22 protein-coding genes and 1 pseudogene are annotated in these 22,454 nt (G+C 65.0%); 8 read left to right on the top strand and 15 right to left on the bottom strand.

Features of this window, described 5'->3' with window-relative positions; genetic code table 11:
• Nucleotides 1-75: 75 nt before the first annotated feature.
• Nucleotides 76-1,878 carry a phosphogluconate dehydratase gene (edd, locus tag PAF18_RS07815; RefSeq protein WP_271118032.1) on the bottom strand — a complete coding sequence of 601 codons (1,803 nt, stop codon included), beginning with the start codon at nucleotides 1,876-1,878 and terminating at the stop codon, nucleotides 76-78.
• 138 nt (nucleotides 1,879-2,016) lie between these two features.
• On the opposite strand from edd, the gene PAF18_RS07810 reads away from it, so the two are divergent.
• From PAF18_RS07810 to pgi, 5 genes are all read left to right on the top strand, one after another.
• Nucleotides 2,017-3,210, top strand: coding sequence for an RSP_2647 family RNA methyltransferase (locus PAF18_RS07810; RefSeq protein WP_271118031.1), 1,194 nt, complete (start codon nucleotides 2,017-2,019; stop codon nucleotides 3,208-3,210).
• Nucleotides 3,207-3,746 (top strand): RSP_2648 family PIN domain-containing protein, encoded by a 540-nt coding sequence (locus tag PAF18_RS07805; RefSeq protein ID WP_271118030.1) that lies wholly within the window; start codon nucleotides 3,207-3,209, stop codon nucleotides 3,744-3,746. The genes PAF18_RS07810 and PAF18_RS07805 overlap by 4 nt, the downstream gene beginning before the upstream one ends.
• Before the next feature lie 63 nt (nucleotides 3,747-3,809).
• A complete protein-coding gene (gene zwf, locus PAF18_RS07800) occupies nucleotides 3,810-5,258 on the top strand; it encodes a glucose-6-phosphate dehydrogenase (RefSeq protein WP_271118029.1) in 1,449 nt (482 codons plus the stop codon).
• The gene (gene pgl / locus PAF18_RS07795; RefSeq protein ID WP_271118028.1) at nucleotides 5,255-5,929 is read left to right on the top strand and encodes a 6-phosphogluconolactonase; all 675 of its coding nucleotides are present in this window, start codon (nucleotides 5,255-5,257) and stop codon (nucleotides 5,927-5,929) included. Before zwf ends, pgl begins: the two co-directional genes overlap by 4 nt.
• Nucleotides 5,919-7,538, top strand: a complete 1,620-nt coding sequence (pgi, locus tag PAF18_RS07790; protein ID WP_271118027.1) for a glucose-6-phosphate isomerase — start codon at nucleotides 5,919-5,921, stop codon at nucleotides 7,536-7,538. The genes pgl and pgi overlap by 11 nt, the downstream gene beginning before the upstream one ends.
• Nucleotides 7,539-7,572: 34 nt before the next feature.
• Here the strand turns inward: pgi and PAF18_RS07785 are convergent, their stop codons facing one another.
• From PAF18_RS07785 to PAF18_RS07740, 10 genes and pseudogenes are all read right to left on the bottom strand, one after another.
• Nucleotides 7,573-8,793, bottom strand: coding sequence for an MFS transporter (locus PAF18_RS07785; protein ID WP_271118026.1), 1,221 nt, complete (start codon nucleotides 8,791-8,793; stop codon nucleotides 7,573-7,575).
• Between the two features lies 1 nt (nucleotide 8,794).
• A complete protein-coding gene (eda, locus tag PAF18_RS07780) occupies nucleotides 8,795-9,439 on the bottom strand; it encodes a bifunctional 4-hydroxy-2-oxoglutarate aldolase/2-dehydro-3-deoxy-phosphogluconate aldolase (RefSeq protein ID WP_271118025.1) in 645 nt (214 codons plus the stop codon).
• Nucleotides 9,440-9,507: 68 nt separating this feature from the next.
• On the bottom strand, nucleotides 9,508-10,530 hold the full coding sequence (locus PAF18_RS07775; protein ID WP_271118024.1) for a TAXI family TRAP transporter solute-binding subunit: 1,023 nt from the start codon (nucleotides 10,528-10,530) through the stop codon (nucleotides 9,508-9,510).
• Nucleotides 10,530-10,994, bottom strand: a complete 465-nt coding sequence (locus PAF18_RS07770) for a transglycosylase SLT domain-containing protein (RefSeq protein WP_353620694.1) — start codon at nucleotides 10,992-10,994, stop codon at nucleotides 10,530-10,532. Before PAF18_RS07770 ends, PAF18_RS07775 begins: the two co-directional genes overlap by 1 nt.
• Before the next feature lie 73 nt (nucleotides 10,995-11,067).
• A complete protein-coding gene (gene lpdA, locus PAF18_RS07765; RefSeq protein WP_271118023.1) occupies nucleotides 11,068-12,462 on the bottom strand; it encodes a dihydrolipoyl dehydrogenase in 1,395 nt (464 codons plus the stop codon).
• 139 nt (nucleotides 12,463-12,601) lie between these two features.
• The gene (locus PAF18_RS07760) at nucleotides 12,602-12,991 is read right to left on the bottom strand and encodes an MAPEG family protein (protein ID WP_271118022.1); all 390 of its coding nucleotides are present in this window, start codon (nucleotides 12,989-12,991) and stop codon (nucleotides 12,602-12,604) included.
• Nucleotides 12,992-13,017: 26 nt separating this feature from the next.
• A complete protein-coding gene (locus PAF18_RS07755; protein WP_271118021.1) occupies nucleotides 13,018-13,407 on the bottom strand; it encodes an MAPEG family protein in 390 nt (129 codons plus the stop codon).
• Nucleotides 13,408-13,410: 3 nt separating this feature from the next.
• Nucleotides 13,411-13,665, bottom strand: coding sequence for a hypothetical protein (locus PAF18_RS07750; RefSeq protein WP_271118020.1), 255 nt, complete (start codon nucleotides 13,663-13,665; stop codon nucleotides 13,411-13,413).
• 177 nt (nucleotides 13,666-13,842) lie between these two features.
• Nucleotides 13,843-14,154 (bottom strand): hypothetical protein, encoded by a 312-nt coding sequence (locus PAF18_RS07745; protein ID WP_271118019.1) that lies wholly within the window; start codon nucleotides 14,152-14,154, stop codon nucleotides 13,843-13,845.
• A 158-nt stretch (nucleotides 14,155-14,312) separates the two neighbouring features.
• Nucleotides 14,313-14,573, bottom strand: a pseudogene (locus tag PAF18_RS07740) (transposase); the annotation flags it as partial.
• A gap of 663 nt (nucleotides 14,574-15,236) precedes the next feature.
• On the opposite strand from PAF18_RS07740, the gene PAF18_RS07735 reads away from it, so the two are divergent.
• The 3 genes from PAF18_RS07735 to PAF18_RS07725 all read left to right on the top strand — a co-directional run bounded on the left by PAF18_RS07735 (nucleotide 15,237) and on the right by PAF18_RS07725 (nucleotide 19,613).
• Entirely contained in the window at nucleotides 15,237-16,199 is a 963-nt protein-coding gene (locus PAF18_RS07735) for a TAXI family TRAP transporter solute-binding subunit (protein WP_271118018.1), read from the top strand.
• 135 nt (nucleotides 16,200-16,334) lie between these two features.
• Complete coding sequence (locus PAF18_RS07730) at nucleotides 16,335-19,172, top strand: TRAP transporter permease (RefSeq protein WP_271118017.1); 2,838 nt, start codon at nucleotides 16,335-16,337, stop codon at nucleotides 19,170-19,172.
• Nucleotides 19,173-19,187: 15 nt separating this feature from the next.
• Nucleotides 19,188-19,613 carry a universal stress protein gene (locus PAF18_RS07725; protein WP_271118016.1) on the top strand — a complete coding sequence of 142 codons (426 nt, stop codon included), beginning with the start codon at nucleotides 19,188-19,190 and terminating at the stop codon, nucleotides 19,611-19,613.
• Nucleotides 19,614-19,686: 73 nt separating this feature from the next.
• Here the strand turns inward: PAF18_RS07725 and PAF18_RS07720 are convergent, their stop codons facing one another.
• From PAF18_RS07720 to trpA, 4 genes are all read right to left on the bottom strand, one after another.
• Entirely contained in the window at nucleotides 19,687-20,178 is a 492-nt protein-coding gene (locus PAF18_RS07720) for a hypothetical protein (RefSeq protein WP_271118015.1), read from the bottom strand.
• 77 nt (nucleotides 20,179-20,255) lie between these two features.
• Nucleotides 20,256-20,978, bottom strand: a complete 723-nt coding sequence (locus tag PAF18_RS07715) for a TerB family tellurite resistance protein (protein ID WP_271118014.1) — start codon at nucleotides 20,976-20,978, stop codon at nucleotides 20,256-20,258.
• 79 nt (nucleotides 20,979-21,057) lie between these two features.
• On the bottom strand, nucleotides 21,058-21,648 hold the full coding sequence (locus PAF18_RS07710) for a VOC family protein (protein ID WP_271118013.1): 591 nt from the start codon (nucleotides 21,646-21,648) through the stop codon (nucleotides 21,058-21,060).
• Nucleotides 21,649-21,652: 4 nt separating this feature from the next.
• Nucleotides 21,653-22,450, bottom strand: a complete 798-nt coding sequence (gene trpA, locus PAF18_RS07705; protein ID WP_271118012.1) for a tryptophan synthase subunit alpha — start codon at nucleotides 22,448-22,450, stop codon at nucleotides 21,653-21,655.
• Between the last annotated feature and the right edge of the window lie 4 nt (nucleotides 22,451-22,454).

Raw genomic sequence — 22,454 nt, 5'->3', positions numbered from 1 at the left:
GGCGTTACGCCATGACCGGCCGCTGGCCCGGCGCGCCGCGCGCTTGATTCCGGGCCGGGCGTGTCGGGGCGCCGCTTACAGGATCGCGCAGGCCCCTTCGGTCGCGTCGCTTGCGGCGGCGCGAAAGGCGCCGAACATTTCGCGGCCCATGCCGAACTGGTTCGGGGTGAGGTCATGCGTGGCGCATTCGCGGCCATCGAAATCCTGTTCGAGGCATTCGATGCCGCCATTCACCGCATCCAGACGGACCATGTCGCCATCGCGCAGTCTCGCGATGGGGCCGCCATTCGCCGCCTCGGGCGCGATATGGATCGCCGCGGGAACCTTGCCCGAGGCGCCGGACATGCGCCCGTCGGTCAGAAGCGCCACTTTCAGCCCGCGATCCTGCAATACGGCGAGGATCGGGGTCAGGGAATGCAGCTCGGGCATGCCGTTCGCCGCCGGACCCTGAAAGCGGACCACGACGATGGTGTCCTCGGTGAACTCGCCTGCCTTGAACGCGGCCTTGACCTGGTCCTGATCGGTGAAAACGCGGGCCGGCGCCTCGATCACATGACGCTCGGGCGCCACGGCAGAGACCTTGATGACCCCACGGCCCAGATTGCCCGCAAGCTGCTTCAGACCGCCGGTTTTCGCGAAAGGGTCGCTCGCCGGGCGCAGGATCTTGTCGTTCTGGGACTCGCGGCTGCCTTCCTCCCAGACGATGCGGCCATCGCGCATCTTCGGCTCGGTCGTATAGCGGTCCAGCCCGCCGCCCGCGATGGTGCGCACGTCCTCGTGCAGCAGTCCGGCTTCGAGCAGATGCCGGATCATGTAACCCAGACCGCCCGCGGCGTGGAAATGGTTCACATCGGCCAGCCCGTTCGGATAGACCCGCGCCATCAGTGGCACGCTGTCCGAGATGTCGTTGAAATCCTCGATGTCGATCAGCACCCCGGCGGCGCGCGCCATGGCCGGCAGATGCAGCACCAGGTTGGTCGAGCCGCCCGTCGCCATCAGCCCGACAATGCCGTTGACGAAGGCGCGCTCATCCAGCACCTCGCCAACCGGCAGGAAATCATTTCCCAGCTTCGTGATCGCGGCGGCGCGCTCCACCGCAGCCCCTGTCAGCGCGTCGCGCATCTCGGTGCCGGGATTGACGAAGCTCGCGCCGGGCAGGTGCAGCCCCATGAACTCCATCAGCATCTGGTTGCTGTTCGCGGTGCCGTAGAAGGTGCAGGTGCCGGGCGAGTGATACGAGGCCATCTCGGCCTCCATCAGCTTGTCGCGCCCGACCTCGCCACTGGCGAATTGCTGGCGCACCTTGGCCTTTTCGTCATTGGGCAGCCCCGACGGCATCGGTCCCGCCGGCACGAAGACGCTGGGAATATGGCCGAAAGTCGCCGCTGCGATCACCAGTCCCGGCACGATCTTGTCGCAGACGCCCAGATACATCGCCGCATCGAATGTGTCATGCGACATCGCCACCCCGGCGGCGAGCGCGATGACATCGCGCGAGAACAGCGACAGCTCCATCCCGGCGCGGCCCTGGGTGACGCCGTCGCACATCGCCGGTACTCCGCCCGCGACCTGAGCCGTGGCCCCGGATTTTGCCGCCGCTGCGCGGATCAGATCGGGAAAGCGTTCATAGGGCTTATGGGCCGACAGCATGTCGTTATAGGCGGTGACGATACCGATATTCGGCTTGCGGCTGGCGGCGAGATCGTCCTTGTTTTCCATCCCCGCATAGGCATGGGCCTGGTTGCCGCAGGAGAGATGCGCCCGGCGCGGCCCATCCTCGGCAGCCTTGGCCATCCGGTCGAGATAGGCGGGCCGGGTCTTTTGCGAGCGTTCGCGGATGCGGTCGGTGACGCGATCAATGGTGCTGTTCAATGTCATGGCTCTCTCCCGTTGGGTGGGGCGGAAACTGGCTTGTTTCGACTGTAGTCCGTTAGCGGTAACTATTCAATGCGTGCTGGGCGGACTTGTGGTCTGACCGGGGGCGTGTCACATCATTCGGGACGAAGAGGATGCCCCATGACCACGCGACCCGCAATCCGGCTCAGGCCGAAATCCAAACCGCAGGCCATCCGTCACGGCTTCCCTTGGGTCTTTGCCGATGAGGTGGTGACCGACCGGCGCACGCGATCGCTGGAGCCGGGCAGCTTCGCGGCTCTGGAGGACGCCGAGCGCAGGGCGATGGCGCTGGTGACCGTCAATCCCGGCTCGAAGATCATCGCGCGGGTGATGGACGCTGATCCCGGGGCAGAGATCGGCGCGGAGTGGCTGAAGGCGCGGCTGAGCCGGGCTCTGGCGCTGCGCAACCGCCTCTTCGACGTGCCTTTCTATCGGCTGGCCCATGCTGAATCGGATGGCCTGCCGGGCGTCGTGATCGACCGTTTCGGTGACACCGCGGTGATCCAGCCCAATGCCGCCTGGTCGGATCGTATGGCGGCCGAGATCGCTTCGGCGTTGCAACAGGTCGCGGATATCTCGACGGTGGTATTGAACGGGCAGGGGCGGGCGCGGGCTCTGGAGGGTCTCGATGAGCGGTTGGAGGTGATCGCCGGTGATCCACCGGCTTCCCCGTTCCAGGTGCCGATGAACGGTGCCATCTACATGGCCGATGTGATGGGCGGGCAGAAGACCGGGCTGTTCTATGACCAGCGCCCGAATCATGCCTTTGCGCAGCGCCTGGCATCGGGACGGGTGCTGGATGTGTTCAGCCATGTCGGCGGCTTCGGCCTGGCGATGCTGGCGGCGGGTGCCGCGCATGCGACGCTGATAGACGGCTCGGAACCGGCGCTGAGCCTCGCGCGGGAGGGTGCAGGCGCGATGGGGGTCGAGGACCGTCTGGCGCTGCATCAGCAGGATGCCTTTGCCGCGATGGAGAAGCTTGGCGATGAGGGGGTGCAGTTCGACGTGGTGATCTGTGACCCACCCGCTTTCGCACCGTCGAAAAAGGCGCTCGAAGCGGGGTTGCGGGCTTATGAGCGCGTCGCGAAGCTGGCCGCGCCGCTGGTGGTGCCGGGCGGCTATCTGGGGCTGTGTTCCTGCAGTCACGCGGCCGATCTGACCAGCTTCCGCAATGTCTCGGCCCGGGGAATCGGCCGGGCAGGGCGGCGCGGGCAGTTGATCCATACCGGGCAGGCCGGGCCGGATCATCCGACGCTGCCGCAGCTGGCGGAAACGGGTTATCTCAAGGCGCTGTTCTTCCGGCTGGACGGATGATCGCTGTCCTCGATGCCTGTGTGCTGTTTCCGACCGTGCTGCGCGAGATCCTGACCGATCTTGCCGAGGCGGGCGCCTATCGTGCCGTCTGGTCGGAAAGAATCCTCAGCGAATGGACCCGCGCGGCGGGGCGTCTCGGCCCGGTCGATGCCGAGATCGCCCGCGCCGAAGCCTCCCGGCTGCGCGACCGCTTCCCCGCTGCCAGCGTCGAGGCCGAGGAGGACCGCGCCATCGGTCTCGATCTGCCCGACCCTGCCGATCGCCATGTCGTCGCCGCAGCGATGCAGGCGCGGGCTGATCTGATCGTGACATTCAATCTCAGGGATTTTCCGCGTCCGGCCATGCTGGCGGCCGGTCTGCGCGCGATCCATCCCGATGCGTTCCTGACCGATCTCTGGGCGCATGACCCTGACCCCGTCGCCCGTGCCGTTCATGCCGCGCATGGCAAGGCCGAGGCGCTTGGCGGGCAGATGCCCTTGCGCGGGTTGATGAAACGGGCAAGGCTGCCACGGCTTGGCAAGGCGCTGACGCGCTGACCGCTCGCGGCTTGCTGATAACGCTAACATCGGTTACGCAATCCCGGATTGAAGGAGGTGCTCATGGTCGTTCGCACGATACCCGTCGATGATTTCGATCTGGTGATTTTCGGTGCCACGGGCGATCTCGCCCGGCGCAAGATCCTTCCCGGGCTTTATAAGCGCTATCTTGCGGGTCAGATGCCACCAGAGGCGCGGGTCATCGGTGCGGCGCGCTCGGACAACAGCGACGACGAATTTCGCAAGGAGGTGCGCGAGGCAATCGTCGAATTCGCCCCCAAGGTCGAAATGAGCCAGCTCGACGGGTTTCTCGGCCAGCTTCATTACGTCGCCATTGACGCGAAAGGCAGCGGAGGCTGGGACAAGCTGAAAGACACGATGCGCAATGGGGTGGTGCGGGCGTTTTATTTCTCGGTCGCGCCCTCGCTGTTCGGCGATCTCGCCAAGCGGCTTTCGGAATATGACATTGCCGATGAGAACAGCCGGATCGTCGTGGAAAAACCCTTCGGCCGCGATCTCGATTCGGCCCGGGCGCTGAACGACACGCTGGCGCAACATTTCGACGAAGGGCAGATCTACCGGATCGACCATTATCTCGGGAAGGAGACCGTGCAGAACCTGATGGCGGTGCGCTTTGCCAATATCCTGTTCGAACCGCTGTGGAATGCGCAATATGTCGATCACGTCCAGATCACCGTCGCCGAGACCGTGGGCGTCGGCGGGCGCGGCGGATATTACGACAATTCCGGCGCCATGCGCGACATGGTGCAGAACCATCTGATGCAGCTGCTCTGCCTCACCGCGATGGAGCCGCCCTATCATTTCGATCCCGACGCGGTGCGCGACGAGAAGCTGAAGGTGATCCGCGCGCTCGAACCCGTGTCCGAGGCCGAGATCGTGCGCGGCCAGTATCAGGCCGATGGAAACGAGCCGGGCTATGTCGAGGATTCCGAGAACCCGTCGAGCCGCACCGAAAGTTATGTGGCGCTGAAGGTGCGGATATCGAACTGGCGCTGGCAGGGGACGCCCTTCTATCTGCGCACCGGCAAGAAGCTGCGCGCTCGCACCAGCGAGATCGCCATCACCTTCAAGGAGCCGCCGCATTCCATCTTCGACGACAGCGCCCATCAGCGCGCGAACCAGCTTGTCATCAAGCTGCAACCTGATGAGGGCATGGATCTGACAGTGATGATCAAGGAACCCGGCCCGGGCGGGATGCGGTTGATGCAGGTGCCGCTGGACATGTCCTTCGCGGATACGTTCGGCCCGGATTCCGACGGGATGCCGGATGCTTACGAGCGGCTGATCATGGATGTGATCCGGGGCAACCAGACCCTGTTCATGCGCGGCGACGAGGTCGAAGCCGCATGGGCCTGGGCAGATCCGATCATCGAGGCCTGGGACGGGTCGAAGGCGCGGCCCGAACCCTATGATGCGGGCTCGTCCGGCCCCGAAGAGGCGCTGCGGCTGATGCATCGCGACAATCGCCGCTGGAGGGAGATCCGCGCATGAGCCGCCCCGAGATCAAGACCTATCCCGACCGAGAAATGATGGCACTGTCGCTCGCCGACCGCATCGCGCAGGAGCTGCGCCAGAATCTCGACGCAATTGGCAGGACCAGCCTTTGTGTGCCCGGCGGCTCGACCCCGGCTGGGATGTTCCGCGCGCTCTCGGACCTGCCGCTCGACTGGCAGAAGGTGACGGTCTTTCTCAATGACGAACGCTGGGTGGATGCGGATCACCCGCGCTCGAACTCGGCCATGCTGCGCAAGACGCTGCTGACCGGTCCTGCCGGCAAGGCGGAGTATCTGGATCTGTATACCGGGGCGGAAAGCCCCGAAGAAGCCGCGCCGGAGCTGTCGCGGCAGATCCGGCCGCATCTGCCGATCACCGTTCTGGTCCTGGGTATGGGCGGCGACATGCACACGGCCAGCCTGTTCCCCAACGCGCCGGGGCTGGACGCGCTTCTGGCCGCGGACGCCCCCCCGATCATGGCCGCAGGCGGCGGGGCCGAGCCGCGTGTCACACTGACCGCGCCCGCCTTGCATTCGGCGCTGCACACCCATGTCATGATCACGGGCGCCGATAAGCGCGAGGCGCTTGACTCCGCAATTGGCGCCGACCCGACGGATGCGCCGATCTCTGCATTTCTCCGTGACGCAATGGTGCATTATGCCGAATGATCTCGAACCTGTCTGGACCCGCCTGAAAGCCGCCAAACCGGCAGAGCGCCGGATCACCGGTCTCTTCGACGCTGACCCGACGCGCGCGGGCGAATTCAGCATCGCGGCAGACGGGATGCTTTTCGATTATTCCAAGACCAATCTTGACGCCGAGACCCGCGAGACGCTGCTGGAGCTTGCCCGCGTCGTGCCGGAAAAGCGCGATGCGATGTTCTCCGGCAGCCGCATCAACGAGACAGAGGACCGTGCCGTGCTTCATACGGCGCTGCGCAACCCGGAAGGCGAGCTGACGGTCGAGGGCGAGGATATCTCGGCTGGCGTGGCCGAAACGCTCGACCGGATGTGTGGCTTTGCGAAGGCCGTCCGGGATGGCAGCTTCGCGGGGCAGGGCGGGCGCATCACCGATGTGGTGAATATCGGCATTGGCGGTTCGGATCTCGGCCCCGCCATGGCGGCGCTGGCTCTGTCGCCCTTCCATGACGGGCCGCGCACGCATTTCGTGTCCAATGTCGACGGTGCTGACATCGCGGACACGCTGGACGGGCTCGACCCGGCGACAACGCTGGTGATCGTCGCTTCCAAGACCTTCACCACCATCGAGACGATGACCAACGCCGAAACCGCGATGGCCTGGATGAGACAGAGCGTCGATGACCCCTCGGCGCAGTTCGCGGCGCTGTCCTCGGCAGAGGACAAGACGGCGGACTGGGGGATCGACCCCTCGCGCGTCTTCGGCTTCGAGGACTGGGTTGGCGGGCGCTATTCGATGTGGGGACCGATCGGGCTGTCGCTGATGATCGCCATCGGGCCGGAGAATTTCCGCGAGTTCCTGCGCGGCGGTGCGGCGATGGACGCGCATTTCCAGAACGCGCCGCTGGCCCGGAACATGCCGGTGATGCTGGCGCTGGTCGGCATCTGGCACCACCAGATCAGCGGCTACCCGACCCGCGCCGTGCTGCCCTATGACAACCGCCTGGCGCGGCTGCCGGCCTATCTTCAACAGCTCGAGATGGAATCGAATGGCAAGCGTGTCTCGATGGACGGGGCCGATCTCGACCGCGCCTCCGGCCCGGTGGTCTGGGGCGAGCCCGGAACCAATGGGCAGCACGCCTTCTATCAGCTGATCCATCAGGGCACGCAGATCGTGCCGTGCGAGTTCATCGCCGCCGCGCGTGGCCATGAGCCGCATCTGGATCACCATCACAAGCTGCTGCTCGCCAATTGCCTCGCCCAGTCCGAAGCGCTGATGCGCGGGCGCGATCTCGACACCGCGCGCGAGCTGATGCGCGAAAAGGGAATGCGCGGCGAAGAGCTGGAACGTCAGGCGCGGCACCGCGTATTTCCCGGCAACCGCCCCTCGACCACGCTGCTGATCAGACAGCTCACGCCCTATACGCTTGGCCAGATCGTCGCGCTTTACGAGCATCGCGTTTTTGTCGAGGGCGTCATCCTCGGCATCAACAGCTTCGATCAATGGGGCGTCGAACTCGGCAAGGAGCTGGCGCTCAAGGTCGCCCCGCTTCTCGACGGCGAACAGGCGCCGGGCCATGATCCCTCGACGCTGGCGCTTGCGGAAGCGGTGCTCGAGATGCGGAATTCTTCGGTGTGACCGAGCTCCTGTGATCGGGGCCTGCCCCGGTCTCTCAGGCCGCTCGCGGGCGCATCCGCAGCCAGATCAATGCCCCGCCTGCCAGCACGAGGAAGGGCGCCATGGCCATGTTGACGGCGCTCCAGCCGGCCTCGGCCGAGACGGCGCCGGAACAGTTCATCAGCCCCCCTGAGGCAAGCGAGGCCATGAACACCCCGCCGAACACGACCAGATCGTTAATGCCCTGCACACGGCCGCGTTCCTCGGGGCCATGGCCGCGGGAAAGCAGTGTGGTCGAGCCGATGAAGCCGAAATTCCAGCCGAGGCCGAGCAGGATCAGAGTGAGGTAGAACCGCTCCAACGCCACCCCGCTCAGCGCCACGCCGCCTGCGGCGGCCAGCAGCGCCAGCCCCACGGCGACGATGCGCGCCGCTCCGAAACGGGTGATGAGATGGCCGGTGAAGAAAGAGGGCACGAACATAGCCAGCACATGGGCAAAGACCACATCGCCCGCCTGGCTCGGCGCGAAGCCGCAGCCGACCATGGCGAGCGGGGTCGAGGTCATGACCAGATTCATCAGCGCGTAAGAAACCATGGCGCAGACCATCGGCACCAGAATGCGCGGATCGCGCAAAATCGCGCTTGTCGGCCGCCCGAGCCGCGTGGCGCCCGGTTCGGGCCGTGGTGGGCGCGGAATATCGAGCGCGAGGAACAGCGCCACACCGATCAGGTTCAGCCCGACAATCGCTGCGTAGCTGTAGAGAAACGGCACCGCCGAAAGCCCCTCTGTCGCGCGCAGCAGCCCGAGCGCGACAAAGGCCGAGGCAAGCCCGCCGGCCAGCACGAAGCTGATCGCGCGCGGCGCGAAGGCATCGGGCGCGGTGTCTGTGGCGGCGAAGCGGAAGAAACCCTGCGAGGCCATATAAACCCCGGTCAGCGCCGATCCGGCAAGATAGATCGCGAAGCTGCCCATATAGAGCCCGCTCAGCGCGATGGACGCGCCCGATGCCCCGGCAAGCGCGGCCAGCTGGAACCCCGCCCGCCTTCCATGGCGCTGCATGAAGCCCGAGAGCGGCCGTGCGCTCAGTGCCGTTGCCAGCACCACCATCGAGATCGGCAGCGTGGCGAGGCAGGGATTTGGCGTCAGCATCTGCCCGGCCAGCCCGCCCATGGTGAAGATCATCGGCATCTGCGCGCCAAGCAGCGCCTGCGCCGCCACCAGCACCGCGACATTACGCCAGGCCCGCCGCATCGACGGTGCGGCGGGATCGTCCATGTTACTGCTGCCTCAGATGCGCGGCGGTGCGGGCGCGGCTTTCGATACCCGCCCAGTCGGCATCGGCCACCGCCTGACCCGAGGCGACCCAGCTTGACCCGACGCAGACGACATTGGGCAATGCAAGATAGCCGGGTGCGTTTTCCGGGGTGACCCCGCCGGTCGGGCAAAAGCTGACCGCCGGAAGCGGGCCGGCCAGAGCCTTCAGCGCCGGTGCCCCGCCCGAGGTTTCTGCGGGGAAGAATTTCAGCATGTCATAGCCGTACTCCATCGCCTGCATCACCTCGGATGCGGTCACCGCGCCGGGCAGAAGCGGCAGCGAGGCATCCTCGCAGGCGCGGATCAGTGTCTCGGTCGCGCCCGGTGCCACCGCGAAAGAGGCGCCCGCATCCTTGGCGCGATAGACCTGCTCGGGCGTCAGCACGGTTCCTGCCCCGACATGGCCACCCTCGACCTTCGCCATGGCGCGGATCGCGTCAAGCGCAGCCTCGGTGCGCAGCGTCACCTCCAGCACCGGAAGGCCGCCACGCACGAGCGATTCCGCCAGATCCGCCGCTTGGGCCGCATCCTCGATCACCAGCACCGGCACCACCGGCGCCAACTCGCAGAGTTTGCGGGTCTGTTCGGATTGCGTCTTGGGGGTCATGGCGGAGGCTCCTGAAATCCTATCGCGAAAGTGACGGGTCGATGCCGGGCTTGCAAGGCCTGTCTGGCCTATTCAAGCAGCCCGGCCTCGCGGTAATAGCGCGCGGCACCGGGATGCAGCGGTATGGCCACGCCTTGCAGCGCGTTCTCGCGCCGGATGCGGCGGCCGATCGGATGGCCATAGCGCAGCTGGCGCATCGTGTTGTCGTTCCACAACACGCGCGTGATCGCGTGGATCAACGCGTCAGGCTGCGCCTCCGAGGTGATCCACAGCGCCCCGACCGAAAGTGTCGTCACCTCGCCGGACACGCCGCGATATACGCGCTCGGGCACGGTGTCGGCGATGAAGAAACTATCCTGTCCGGTCAGCGCCGCGGCGATGTCGGCATCGACCGGCACCAGCGATATATCGACCTGCCCGGCCAGCTGGCTGATCGCCGGGGCCGGATAGCCGCCGACGAAAAAGAAGGCGTCAAGCTCGCCCGCGCGCAGCGCCGCCGCGGCCTGCGTCGCGGGCAGGTTCAGCACGGTGATGTCCGCGTCGCTCAGCCCCGCGGCGTCCAGCACAAGACGGGCATCGACCAGCGTCCCGGATCCCGGCTCGTCAATCGAAACGCGCTTCCCGCGCAGGTCCGACAGCGCCGAGATCCCGGCATCCGCACGCGCGACGATATGCAGCGTCTCGGGATAGAGACAGGCGATGGCGCGCAGATTTTCGATTGGGGGAAGCCCGGCGAAATTGCCGGTGCCGGTCTGCGCCCAGAATGCGACATCGGCCTGCGCGAAACCCGATTCCAGCCGGCCGCTGCCCACCGCCTCGACATTCTCGACCGACCCGGCCGATGCCACCGCCGAGGCCAGCAAGCCGGGCACGCCGCAATCGCCCCCCGCCTCGCAGCCGGTCCCGCCCGGCGGGTTCGAGATCGACGCGGCGATGATTCCGCCGATCGGATAATAGGTCCCGGCGGTCGAGCCATTGCCGATGCGGAAGAAGGTCAGCGCCTCGGGCGGTGCTGCGCGCTGCTGCGCCGAAAGCCCTGCCGGTGCCGCAAGCCCCGCCAGAGCCGCGCCCAGAAAGTGCCGACGCCGCATCAGCCGCGCAGCCCCGTTTCTTCCAGAAGCCCCTTGCGCTTGGCCTCGTAATAATAGCCGCGCGCGTACCATTTCACCGCCTCGGCCTCATTGCCGCCCGACACGAGCCAGGCGCCACGCAGATAGCGTCCGGCATATTGCAGATTGGTATCCGCATCGAGCAGTCCCGAGGCCGGGCCGCGATAGCCCATGGTCCGCGCGGTCTGCGGCAGGATCTGCATCAGCCCGTAATAGGGCCCGTTCCTCGCATCTGCGCGATAATCGGATTCGCGCTGGATGACGCGGTGCAGCAGCGAGGCCGGAATGCCGTGCTGCCGCGCCCAATAGTTGATCTTGCGCCGCATTTCGGGCGTCTCGCCAGGATAGAGCGCAGCCGAATTGCCCCGTTCCGGTTTAACCGCCCCCTTGCGACGCCCGCACGCCGCCAGCGCAAGCAGACCCAGCACCGCCCCGCGCCGTGACAAGCTGCTCACCCTGAGCGAAATATTCCGGGGGGCGGCCGCAAGGCCGGGGGGCAGCGCCCCCCGCGAGGGCTGATCAGACATGGATCGCGCCGTCACCGCAGGCAAGCGCCGCCTCGCGCACGGCTTCCGAGGTGGTCGGATGGGCGTGACAGGTCAGCGCGATGTCCTCGGCCGAGGCGCCGAATTCCATCGCGACGCAGACCTCGTGGATCATTTCGCCCGCATTTGGGCCGATGATATGACAGCCCAGAACCCGGTCGGTCTCGGCATCGACCACCATCTTCACGAAGCCGTCGCTCTGGAACATCGCCTTGGCGCGGGCATTGCCCATGAACGGGAATTTCGCGGTCTTGATCTTGCGTCCGGTCTCTTTCGCGGCGGCCTCGGTCAGGCCGACATTGGCAACCTCGGGGGTGGTATAGATCACGCCGGGGATCACGTCGTAATTCACATGCCCCGCCTTGCCGGCGATCACCTCGGCGGCGGCAGATCCCTCATCGCCCGCCTTATGGGCCAGCATCAGCCCCGGCACCGCGTCGCCAATCGCATAGATGCCCTTCACACTGGTCTGCCAATGTTCGTCGATCTTGACCTGGCCCTTGTCGGTCATCTCGACGCCGATCTTGTCGAGACCGAGCCCGTCGACATAGGGACGACGCCCGGTGGCCAGCAGGACGACATCGGTCGCGATCTCTTTCTCGCTGTCATCCTTGCGCAGCTTATAGCTGACTTTCGCCTTGCCATTCTCGGCCGAGGCAGATTGCACCGCCGCGCCCAGCACGAATTTGATGCCCTGCTTGCCGAGGATCTTCTGGAACTGCTTCTGCACATCGGCGTCCATGCCGGGCGTGATCGTGTCCAGATATTCGATCACCGTCACCTCGGTGCCGAGCCGCGCATAGACCGATCCGAGTTCCAGCCCGATCACGCCTGCGCCGATCACCACCATCGAGCCGGGGATCTCCGGCAGGGTCAGCGCGCCGGTCGAATCGACGATCACGCCGCGTTCATTGTCGACCTCGACGCCTTTCAGCGTCGCTGGCTCCGAGCCGGTGGCGATGACGATGTTCTTGGCCTCGTGTTCGTCCTCGCCGACCTTCACCTTGCCCGGAGCAGTGATCTCGGCCCAGCCCTTGATCCAGTCGATCTTGTTCTTCTTGAACAGGAACTCGATGCCCTTGGTATTGGTCTCGACCGTGTCGGCCTTGTAGCTTTGCATCACCGTCCAGTCGACATTCGGCGCATCGCCCATGAGGCCCATCTTGGTGAAATTATGTCCGGCCTCGTGATACATATGCGAGGCATGCAGCAGCGCCTTGGACGGGATGCAGCCGACATTCAGACAGGTGCCGCCGAGCGCCTCGCGGCCTTCGACCACCGCCGTCTTGAGCCCAAGCTGGGCGGCGCGGATGGCGCAGACATAGCCGCCGGGGCCGGCGCCGATGACGATCAGGTCGTAGCTGGACATTCGGATCTCCTTCAGAATGCGTGCGGGCGGCCCGATCCGGGCGCGTCCTTTTTCTGCACCCGTGCTTACACAACAGCCGCACCGGATTCATCAGCAAAATTCACCGAATTGGACCTGTCCGACGGCGGTGAGGCGCGGCTCAGAAGAGTGCGGCGAGGATCATCAGCAGCGTGGGGGCCAGACCCACCGCCCAGATCACCGTGCGCCAAGGTGTCCAGCCATAGGCATAGGCCGGGATATACAGCACCCGGGCCGCCAGATAGACCCAGGCACAGAGCGCGGTGAAACGGCTGCCTTCGCCCGAGGCCGTCACCGTCACCACGGCAATGGTGAAAAAGGCAAGCGCTTCGAAATGGTTGTTCACGGCGCGGCGCAGACGCCCGGTCAGCGCAGAGAAATCCGGTTGGCGGTCGCGCGGGCCGGTGTTCCAGTCCATCCCCACATCCCGGTTCATCACCGCACCGGCAAGGCCGATCTGAAAAGCCTGCAAAAGCGCGGCAAGGGCGAGCACGGTCAGTTCGGCGGTCATGGCAAAATCCTCGGCGGGGGAAGGAATCAAAACAGCGCGGCAAGGATCATCAGCATCGTCGCCGCGAAACCGACGACCCAGATCACCGAGCGCCAGGGCGTCCAGCCGAACGCATAGGCCGGAACATAAAGCACCCGTGCAATCAGATAGATCCAGGCGCAGGACGCGGTCAGCCAAGAGCTCTCATCGGCGAGCGTGACGACCACGACAGCGATGGTGAACAGCGCCAGCCCCTCGAAATGATTGGCCATGGCACGTTGCAAACGGCCGGTCATCTTCGAGAGCTGCACCGGCTTGTCGCGCGGGCCCATCGTCACGGCGGGACCGAGCTCCAGATTGGCACGGATCGCAAAAAGGGCGAACTGGCATGCCTGGAGCAGTCCCGCCAGGGCAAGAACGGTCAATTCGGTGGTCATGGTTCAGGCCGTCTCCAGCGTATGGCTGCTGACCGACGAGACACCGGCCTGCGAGTTGAACGCAGCGGCGGCGCCGTCGAGATAGTCGCGGGCCTTCTTGGCGTCGTGCAGGTCGAACAGCGCCCAGGCCGAGCCGCTATCCTCGCGCCAGAGCTGCAGCAGGGACAGACCGTTATTGCGACGATCCTCCTGATCCGCGTCGAAGGCGGATTTGAAGCTGCCATAGTCGGAGAAGCTGTAGTTGATGAGCATTTGCATGGGTCACTCCTGTCCGTTTCCGACCCAACGACGCGAGCCGCGTTTGGGTTGCTTCGCCGGCATTGCCCCGTGGCGGAAACTCGGCGAGGCGCACCGTCAGAGCGTGACGCGATCCCGGTCGCCACCGGCGCGGGTCGCCTCGGCCTGGGCTATCGCCCGGAATGCAGTTCGCAGGGCTCAGGACAGGCGGTCGTCCTTGTAGATCCGTTCGATCCGGTCGAGCTGACGCTCTTTCACGCGGGTCATGATGATCGAAATGAGCAGCGACAGCACGGCATAAGCGGGCAGAAGCCACCAGACCCAGCCAAACGGTCCGAAGAATCTGTTCACCAGCCAGATCAGCACCGCGACGATGACGACGCGCACGACCCAGAACTTGACCACCTCGGACGGGGTGTCGCGCAGCCGCGCGAGGCTTTCCAGACCTTCTGCGCGCGGATCATCGGACGGCACCGCACCGCTTTCCGTCTTTTCGTCGGCAGAACTCATGGCATTCAGTTGTCCCGGTAGGCGCAGGGCCCGGTGTCCGAAAAACGCCACACGACGCACCCTTCCAGGCCGGACTCCATGGTCTGAATTTACCGCCAGCACCCTTTCCGCGCAAGCTTGGCATGCGCTGATCCGGAATCGTGCTTAAGGATCGGGTCTCATACCCAGAACATGACCGCGGCTGCGAGGGCGATGGCAGACAGGAAGACGTTCGGACATCTGTCTTAACGGGTTACCTTACGCCTCCAATCCTTCAATCCGCTGAACATGATCTCGATCCGGTTGCGCCGTTTGCAGCGACGCTTGTCGCGCTTTGCGGGCGTCCTCCGTCGTTTCCGGGCGGAGACGCAGGCGCATATGCTTCTGTCTGTCAACGCGTCTCGGAACCGGTCGGCGTCATGGCCCCGATCCCCGAGCAGCGATTCCACAGCTAGGTCGCGCCGATCATCAAAGCGGGGCTTGCCGTGGGGCTTCGGGATAAGGGTCCGAGACGCGCCATATCCGCATTGCTCAGCCAAAAGAGTTTGCTCATGTCACCGCCGATTTTTCGGGCGTTGGATCACGCCTTAACCGCGCAATCGATGGGTCCGGAGCCTGTCGAGCAGGCGATTTCCGAAATGGGGTCGGGCTGCAACCATGATATTCCCACCGAAGACTCTGACCGGCAATGTGAAGCCTGCGCGCTGGCGATCTCGACCGGGCGCTATGCCGTTCCCGACCTGGCGCAGGGCCGCCCGGTTCACCGCATGGGCGCTGAAGAGACGCTGGAAAACAAGCTCAGGGCCACCTTCTCCGAGGGTGCGAACATCTCTCCATCCTTGCACTCGCCGTTCAATATCCCGGAAGATCACGACAGGGAATGTCGCGCCATGAGGCTGTTATCGAATGGCGGACGGCATCCGATGCGGCGCGCTCGTGAACAAGCCGCGCGGCCGGCACACCGAAGCTTGTCGGTAAAAACACACGATAATTCAATGGCTCAAGATCAATTCCTCGACTCCTGCGCCTCACGCAGTCCTGTGTTGCACTTTTTGTGCAGATATCGGACGCTTGAGCCCATCCAACCAACAGGGGAGTCACCAATGAACTTTGTTAAAACCGTGACCGCAGCTTTCGCGCTGGCATCGGCTGCCGGTGCCGCCAATGCGCAGGAAGAGCGTTTCATGACCATCGGCACCGGCGGCCAGACCGGCGTATACTACGTCGTCGGCCAGTCGATCTGCCGTCTGGTGAACCGGACCTCGGAAGAGACCGGCATCAAATGCACCGCGCCTTCGACCGGCGGCTCGGTCGCCAATATCAACGCCATCAAAGCTGGCGATCAGACCATGGGCGTCGCACAGTCGGACCAGCAATATTACGGTCTGAACGGCGAAGGCTCGTTCGAGGAGCCCTTCGAGAATCTTCGTGCGGTGTTCTCGGTCCATCCCGAGCCCTTTACCGTCGTCGCCCGTGCCGATAGCGGCATCGAAAGCTTCGAGGATCTGGCCGGCAAGCGGGTCAATATCGGCAATCCCGGCTCTGGTCAGCGCGCCACGATGGATGTGGTGATGGAAGCCACCGGCATGACCGAGGATGATTTCTCGCTGGTCTCCGAGCTGAAGGCGACCGAGCAGGCGCAGGCGATGTGCGACAACAAGATCGACGCCTTCGTCTATCAGGTCGGCCATCCGAACGGGTCGATCCAGGAAGCTTTCTCGTCCTGCGAATCCGGCTTCGTGAATGTCACCGGCGAGGCAATCGACGGGCTGATCGAAGAGAATGATTTCTACGCTACCGCGACGATCCCGGCTTCGGCCTATGAGGGCATCGAGGAGGACACCGAAACCTTCGGCGTCCGCGCGACCTTCGTGACCTCGGCAGATGTGCCGGAGGACATGGTGTATGAAACCGTGAAGGCGGTGTTCGAGAATTTCGACCGCTTCAAGGATCTGCACCCGGCCTTCGCCAATCTGACCAAGGAAGAAATGGTCTCGGCCGGTCTGTCCGCGCCGCTGCATCCGGGTGCCGAGAAATACTATAAGGAAGCCGGCCTGATCGAGTGATCGACGGCTGATCGCCTCCATACGATCTGCGAAATATGCGGCTCCGCTCTTGCAGCGGGGCCGCTTTTTTATGAAGGTTAAAGAAAAGATAAGCCAGAATGCCGGCCCGAACCGGCTCCAATCGGGGAATGGGACATGACCAACGAGAATGATCCAAAGCGTCCGGGGCCGCGCCGGGATGACCGGCCACAGGACCAGATGGACGCCGCCGCTGTCGAGATGGAGGCAGCGGGGCGGGGCAATATGAACCAGTCAGAGCTGGATGAGCTGGTCGCGTCCTCCGATACCGGGGCTCGGACGCCGGCGGGCTGGGTCGGGCGCACCATCCTGATCGTGGCCTTCCTGTGGTCGCTGTTCCAGATATGGATCGCCTCGCCGCTGCCCTATATGGTCGATTTCGCCATTCTCAACGATACCGAGACGCGGTCGATCCACCTCGCTTTCGCGATGTTCCTGGCCTATCTCGCCTATCCGGCAGAGCGCACCAAGGTGCAGTTCATCCTGGCGTTGGCGGTGCCGGTGGTCCTCACGCTTCTCTTTATCGAGGGGGCGGATTCCGGTCAGGCCTGGTGGATCGTGCTGATTGGCGCGGCGGTGCTTCTGGCGATCGTTGCCGGCAGTCCCAAGAGCTGGGTGCCGCCATGGGAATGGGCGATGGCGCTGATTTCGGTCTTTGCCGCGCTGTATATCTATATCTTCTATGACGACATCGCGACGCGTGTCGGCGCGCCGATCAACCAGGACATGATCGTCGCCGTTGCGGGCATGCTTCTGCTGCTGGAGGTGACGCGCCGCGCGCTCGGCCCGGCGCTGATGATCGTGGCCACATTCTTCCTCGCCTATACCTTCCTCGGCCCCTACATGCCCGAGATTATCGCCCATAAGGGCAACTCGCTGTCAGAGGTCGTCAACCACCAGTGGATCACCACCGAGGGCGTATTCGGGATCGCGCTTGGCGTGTCGACCAGCTTCGTCTTCCTGTTCGTGCTGTTCGGCGCGCTGCTGGATAAGGCCGGGGCGGGGAACTATTTCATCCAGGTCGCCTTCTCGCTGATGGGCCATATGCGCGGCGGGCCGGCCAAGGCCGCCGTGGTCAGCTCGGCCATGACGGGGCTGATCTCGGGCTCGTCCATCGCCAATGTGGTGACGACAGGCACCTTTACCATTCCGCTTATGAAAAAGGTGGGCTTCAGTTCCGAAAAAGCCGGCGCGGTCGAGGTGGCCTCGTCCGTGAACGGCCAGATCATGCCTCCGGTGATGGGCGCGGCTGCCTTCCTGATGGTCGAATATGTCGGCATTCCCTATTTCGACGTGGTCAAACACGCGTTTCTGCCTGCGGCGATCTCCTATATCGCACTGGTCTATATCGTGCATCTGGAGGCGTTGAAGGCCGGGATGCAGGGTCTTCCCCGCCCATATGAGCCGGGGCCGTGGATGCGCCGTGTCGTCGGCTTCGTGTTCGGCGTGCTGGTGATCTCGGCGCTGTCCTTCGCGGTCTATTACGGCATGGGCTGGATTCGCCCGGCCTTCCCGGAGACGGCGGGCTATATCATCTTTGCGCTGCTCTGCCTCGCCTATCTCGGGCTGCTCTGGGTCGGTTCGCGCGAAGAACCGCTGGAGATCGACGACCCGAATTCCGAGGTCACCGAGCTGCCGCTGCCCGGACCGACCGTGCGTTCGGGGCTGCATTTCCTGCTGCCGGTGGTGGTGCTGGTCTGGGCGCTGATGGTCGATCGTCTGTCGCCGGGTCTGTCGGCTTTCTGGGCGACGGCCTTCATGATCTTCATCCTGCTGACGCAGCGCCCGCTGATGGTGATGATGCGTGGCGAGGACCGCCATCATAACCGCCAGATCGGCACCGCGCTGCGCGCCGGTCTGAACGATCTGGTGGACGGGATGATCGCGGGTGCGCGCAACATGATCGGCATCGGCATCGCCACGGCGACCGCCGGCATCATCGTGGGCGCGGTCAGCCAGACGGGGGTCGGCTCGGCGCTGGCCGATGTGGTCGAGGTGCTGTCCGGCGGCAACCTGCTGGCGATCCTGTTCCTCACCGCGATCCTGTCGCTGATCCTCGGGATGGGGCTGCCGACCACGGCGAACTATATCGTCGTGTCGGCACTGCTGGCGCCGGTGATCGTGACGCTCGGTCAGCAGAACGGACTGATCGTGCCGTTGATCGCGGTGCATCTTTTCGTGTTCTATTTCGGGATCATGGCCGATGTGACGCCGCCGGTGGGGCTTGCGTCTTTCGCGGCCGCCGCCGTGTCGGGGGGCGATCCGATCAAGACCGGGGTCGTGGCCTTCTTCTACAGCCTGCGAACAGCGGCGCTGCCCTTCCTGTTCATCTTCAACACCGATCTGCTGTTGATCGATGTCGGATGGCTACAGGGCATCTTTGTCTTCATCACCGCGACATTGGCCATGCTGCTTTTCGCGGCGGCGACGCAGGGCTGGTTCCTGGCGCGCAACAATATTTTCGATACGGTTGCGCTTCTGCTGATTGCCTTCACCATTTTCCGTCCCGGTTTCTGGATGGATATGGTCGCCCCGCCCTGGGAAGATCTGCCGCCCGCCCAGGTCGAGCAGGCGCTGGAACAAGCGCCGGTCGGAGAGCCTTTCCGGCTGAGCATTTCTGGTCTGGATGCGCTTGGCGAGCCGGTCGATTTCCGGGTCCAGCTTGAAGTGCCGGAGGGCGAAACCGGGCAGGAGCGGCTGGATGCGCTCGGGCTGACGCTGGTCCAGAACGGTGACGAGGTCATCATCGACAACGTCGCTTTCGACAGCCCCGCGGCCGATGCCGGTCTGGATTGGGATCAGCAGATCAATCTGGTCCGCGCCCCGGCAGATGCCCCGTCGAAATATCTGATGTTCATCCCTGCCTTCCTGCTTCTTGCGCTGGTGGTGTGGATGCAGCGTCGGCGCAATTCTACCCCCGGCACGGGCGCTCCGGCGACCGCCGCAACCGCCTGAGGAAGGACGATCCGCATGTTCAAGACCATTCTCCTGCCGATCGACCTTCAGCACGAGTCGAGCTGGAAGACTGCGCTGCCAGCGGCGCGGCGCCTGCTCGATGAGGGCGGAACGCTGCATTTGCTGGGTGTCGTCCACGATGTCGGCAATGCCTGGGTGGCGAGCTATCTGCCCAAGGGTTACGAGCAGCGCGCGCTGGAAGAGATGAAGGCGCAGCTCGGTGACTTCGTCTCGCGCGAACTTGGCGGCGTGGCTGGCGTGACCACGCATGTCGGGCATGGCCATGTAGCGGAAACCATCATTGCCACGGCCGAAAAGATCTCTGCGGACATGATCGTGATGGCCGCCCATCCGCCTGACGAATTGCGCACCTTCCGGGTCAGCAGCCAGGCCGACCGGGTGGTGCGGCATTCTCCGGTCAGCGTGATGCTGATGCGGTGACCAAAGCTGCAATGACAGCCTGCGGACAACGAAGAAGGGGTGGCCCAGACGCCGCCCCTTCCTGTTTGCGGGATCAGAGTTCGATCTGCGGGAGCGCCGGGGTCTCGTCGCGCGGCGGCGCCCAGTCCTGATCGCCGCGTTCCTGCCGCTCGCCGCCTTCGGGCAGCAGCTTTTGGAGCTCTTCGGTCGAGGGCGGGGGCGGCGCATCGGCGCGGCGGCGGATGATGATGTCGCCGTTTTCCAGCCTTTCGGGGCGATGATAATTGCCGAAATCGTCGATCAGCCCCGACAGCTCGCCGAGCGCCGGGCTGAACTCGTTCATCGTGTCGGCAAGCTCATTGCCAAGCCCGTCGAGATGCGGTTGCAGCCGGTTCAGCACATCGCCCATGATGCCGTCCAGCTCGCGCTCCAGCTCGGATAGAGGCGGCGGGCCGTCAAGCCTGTCCGGCGCTGTCTGGCCCGGAGGCGGCTCGTCGGCTTGCGGCATCTCGAATTGCTGAGCGGCGGCGTGACCGGCCAGCGCAAGGGCGAGCAGCGCGGCGGCGAGGTGGATGCGAAACGTCATGCGATCAATTCCCGGAGAGTGCGGATTCCCGAAGAAAACCGATCGTCCCCGCCCGCGGTTCCGTCGGCCCTGCCGCCCTATGCCGGGGTCCGGCTGTCGCGGAACTGCTGCCATGCCTCGTTGAGCGTGCGGGTGCGGGCCTCGGCAAGCCGGATCGCCTCACGCGGGAGGCCCGCGGCGATGGCGCGGTCGGGATGGTTTTCGCGGATCAACTGGCGCCAGCGTTGACGGCCTTCTTCCAGCGAGGCGTCGGGCGGCACGCCAAGAACCTGACAGGGCGGACAGGCGGATTCACTGTCATGCCTGGCGATCACGATGATCAGCCTTTCCTGCGGGATGCCGAAGATCTCTGCGATCTGGTCCAGCATCTCGCGCTCGGCCACATGCAGCGATCCATCCGCCGTGGCCACGATCACCAGCCCCTCGATGACATGATCGAGCACCGGGTCTCCGGGCTGGAACATGCGCGCGATGCGCTGCGCCCAGGCCTCGAAACCCGCCGTATGCTGACGGGCGAGGTCGAAGACGCGGGCTGCGTTCTTTTCCTCGGAGCGCGGGATGGTGAAGACACGGCGGAACGCGGCCACCTCAGAGCGGGCGACGCGGCCATCGGCCTTGGCCATCTTGGCGCCGAGCGCGATGACCGCGATGGTGAAGGCAACGGATTTTTCCGGCGGCGTAGCCGGCCGCTCGGCACCCAGAAACGCTGCCATGCGATCGGCAATGCGCTGCCAGAAACTGCGCGGGCGCGGCAGTTCCGGGGCGGCAGAGCGGTCAGAGGCGGGGTCGATCCCTGTCATGCTGCGGATGCTAACGGGATTCCGGCAGCGGTGCCAGCCGCGAGGGGTGCGTCATCTCCGCCCGGTTTTCGGCGACGCCTCAAAGCGTCACCTTGCCCTGCGGGGTCGAGATATGCGCGACCAGACGCGGTTCGTCAGCCCGGCTGATCCTGACACGCGGGTCCTTGATGTTCAGCCTGGGCGGTGCCGGATGGTCGAGATCGAGACCGATCAGCCGCAATCCGTGATCCGGCATCGCGTCCGCCGGGTGCGGTCCGTCCCCCCAGGCGATGCGAAGCGGTTCCAGCCCGTCACTGCCCGAGACGCCGCTATCGGGAATGGCGATCCTCCAGCGCAGATCCCCGCGCGCCGCATCGGTGACGGTGGCACCCTCAGGCGGCTTGAGATTGCCGGTGCGGCACACCCAGGCCACCAGCCGAGGCAGGCCGGAAAAGCTGTCCAGTCCGAACCAGCGGGGCCGGTCCGGCGCTGCGGCCTCGGGGTCGATGGCGATCAGTTCGATATATTCGCGCGCACCCAAGCGCCAGACGCGGTTATGGGTGCCCATGAAGCCGTGCTTGCCGCCGGGTTCCGGCGCGGCCTTCAGACGCTCCGCAAGCCAGGCCTCGCCCGCCTCCAGCGTCTCGGCGGCAATGACCAGATGGTCGAATTCCAGCGGCGGTCCGGCCATGATCTCAGCCCCGATGCGCGCCGTCGGCGAGCCTGCGCACGAAGTCGAGCACATCCGCGACGGGCTCGCCCGCGCCGATCTTCTTGACGATCGCGCTGCCGACAACGCAGCCATCCGCGACCCCGGCGATCGCCTCGGCGGCCTCGGGGGTCGAGATGCCAAAGCCGACCACGACCGGCAGATCGGCGGCGTTCTGGATGCGCGCGACCTCTGGGGCCACGGTCTCGGCATTGGCCGCAGCCCCGCCGGTGATCCCGGTGACCGAGACGTAATAGACGAAGCCGGAGGTATTCGCCACGACGGCGGGCAGGCGCTTGTCGTCGGTGGTCGGTGTGGCCAACCGAATGAAGTTCAGCCCCGCCTCCTGCGCGGGAATGCACAGCTCGGCATCTTCCTCGGGCGGCAGATCGACAATGATAAGCCCGTCGATCCCGGCCTCGGTCACGTCCTGAAGGAACTGCTCGACCCCGCCTTTACGGCCATAGATCGGGTTGTAATATCCCATCAGCACGATGGGCGTTTCGGCGTCGTGTTCGCGGAAGGCGCGGGCCATGTCCAGCGTCGTATCGACACTTGCCCCGCCCGCGAGCGCGCGATGACCCGCCGCTTCGATTGTGGGGCCGTCGGCCATCGGATCGGTGAAGGGCATCCCCAGCTCGATGATATCGACACCCGCGCCGGGCAGTCCGGCGAGAATTTCGGCGGAGGTGTCGCGGTCGGGGTCGCCGGCCATGATATAGGCGACGAAGGCCTTGCGGTTTTCGGCCTTCAGCGCGGCGAATTTCTGGTCGATGCGGGTCATGCGG

This window comes from Paracoccus sediminicola, assembly GCF_027912835.1.
Classification (GTDB): Bacteria; Pseudomonadota; Alphaproteobacteria; order Rhodobacterales; family Rhodobacteraceae; genus Paracoccus; species Paracoccus sediminicola.
Note: the sequence above shows the minus strand (reverse complement) of the source record. Positions and strands in the feature narration are given on the sequence as shown.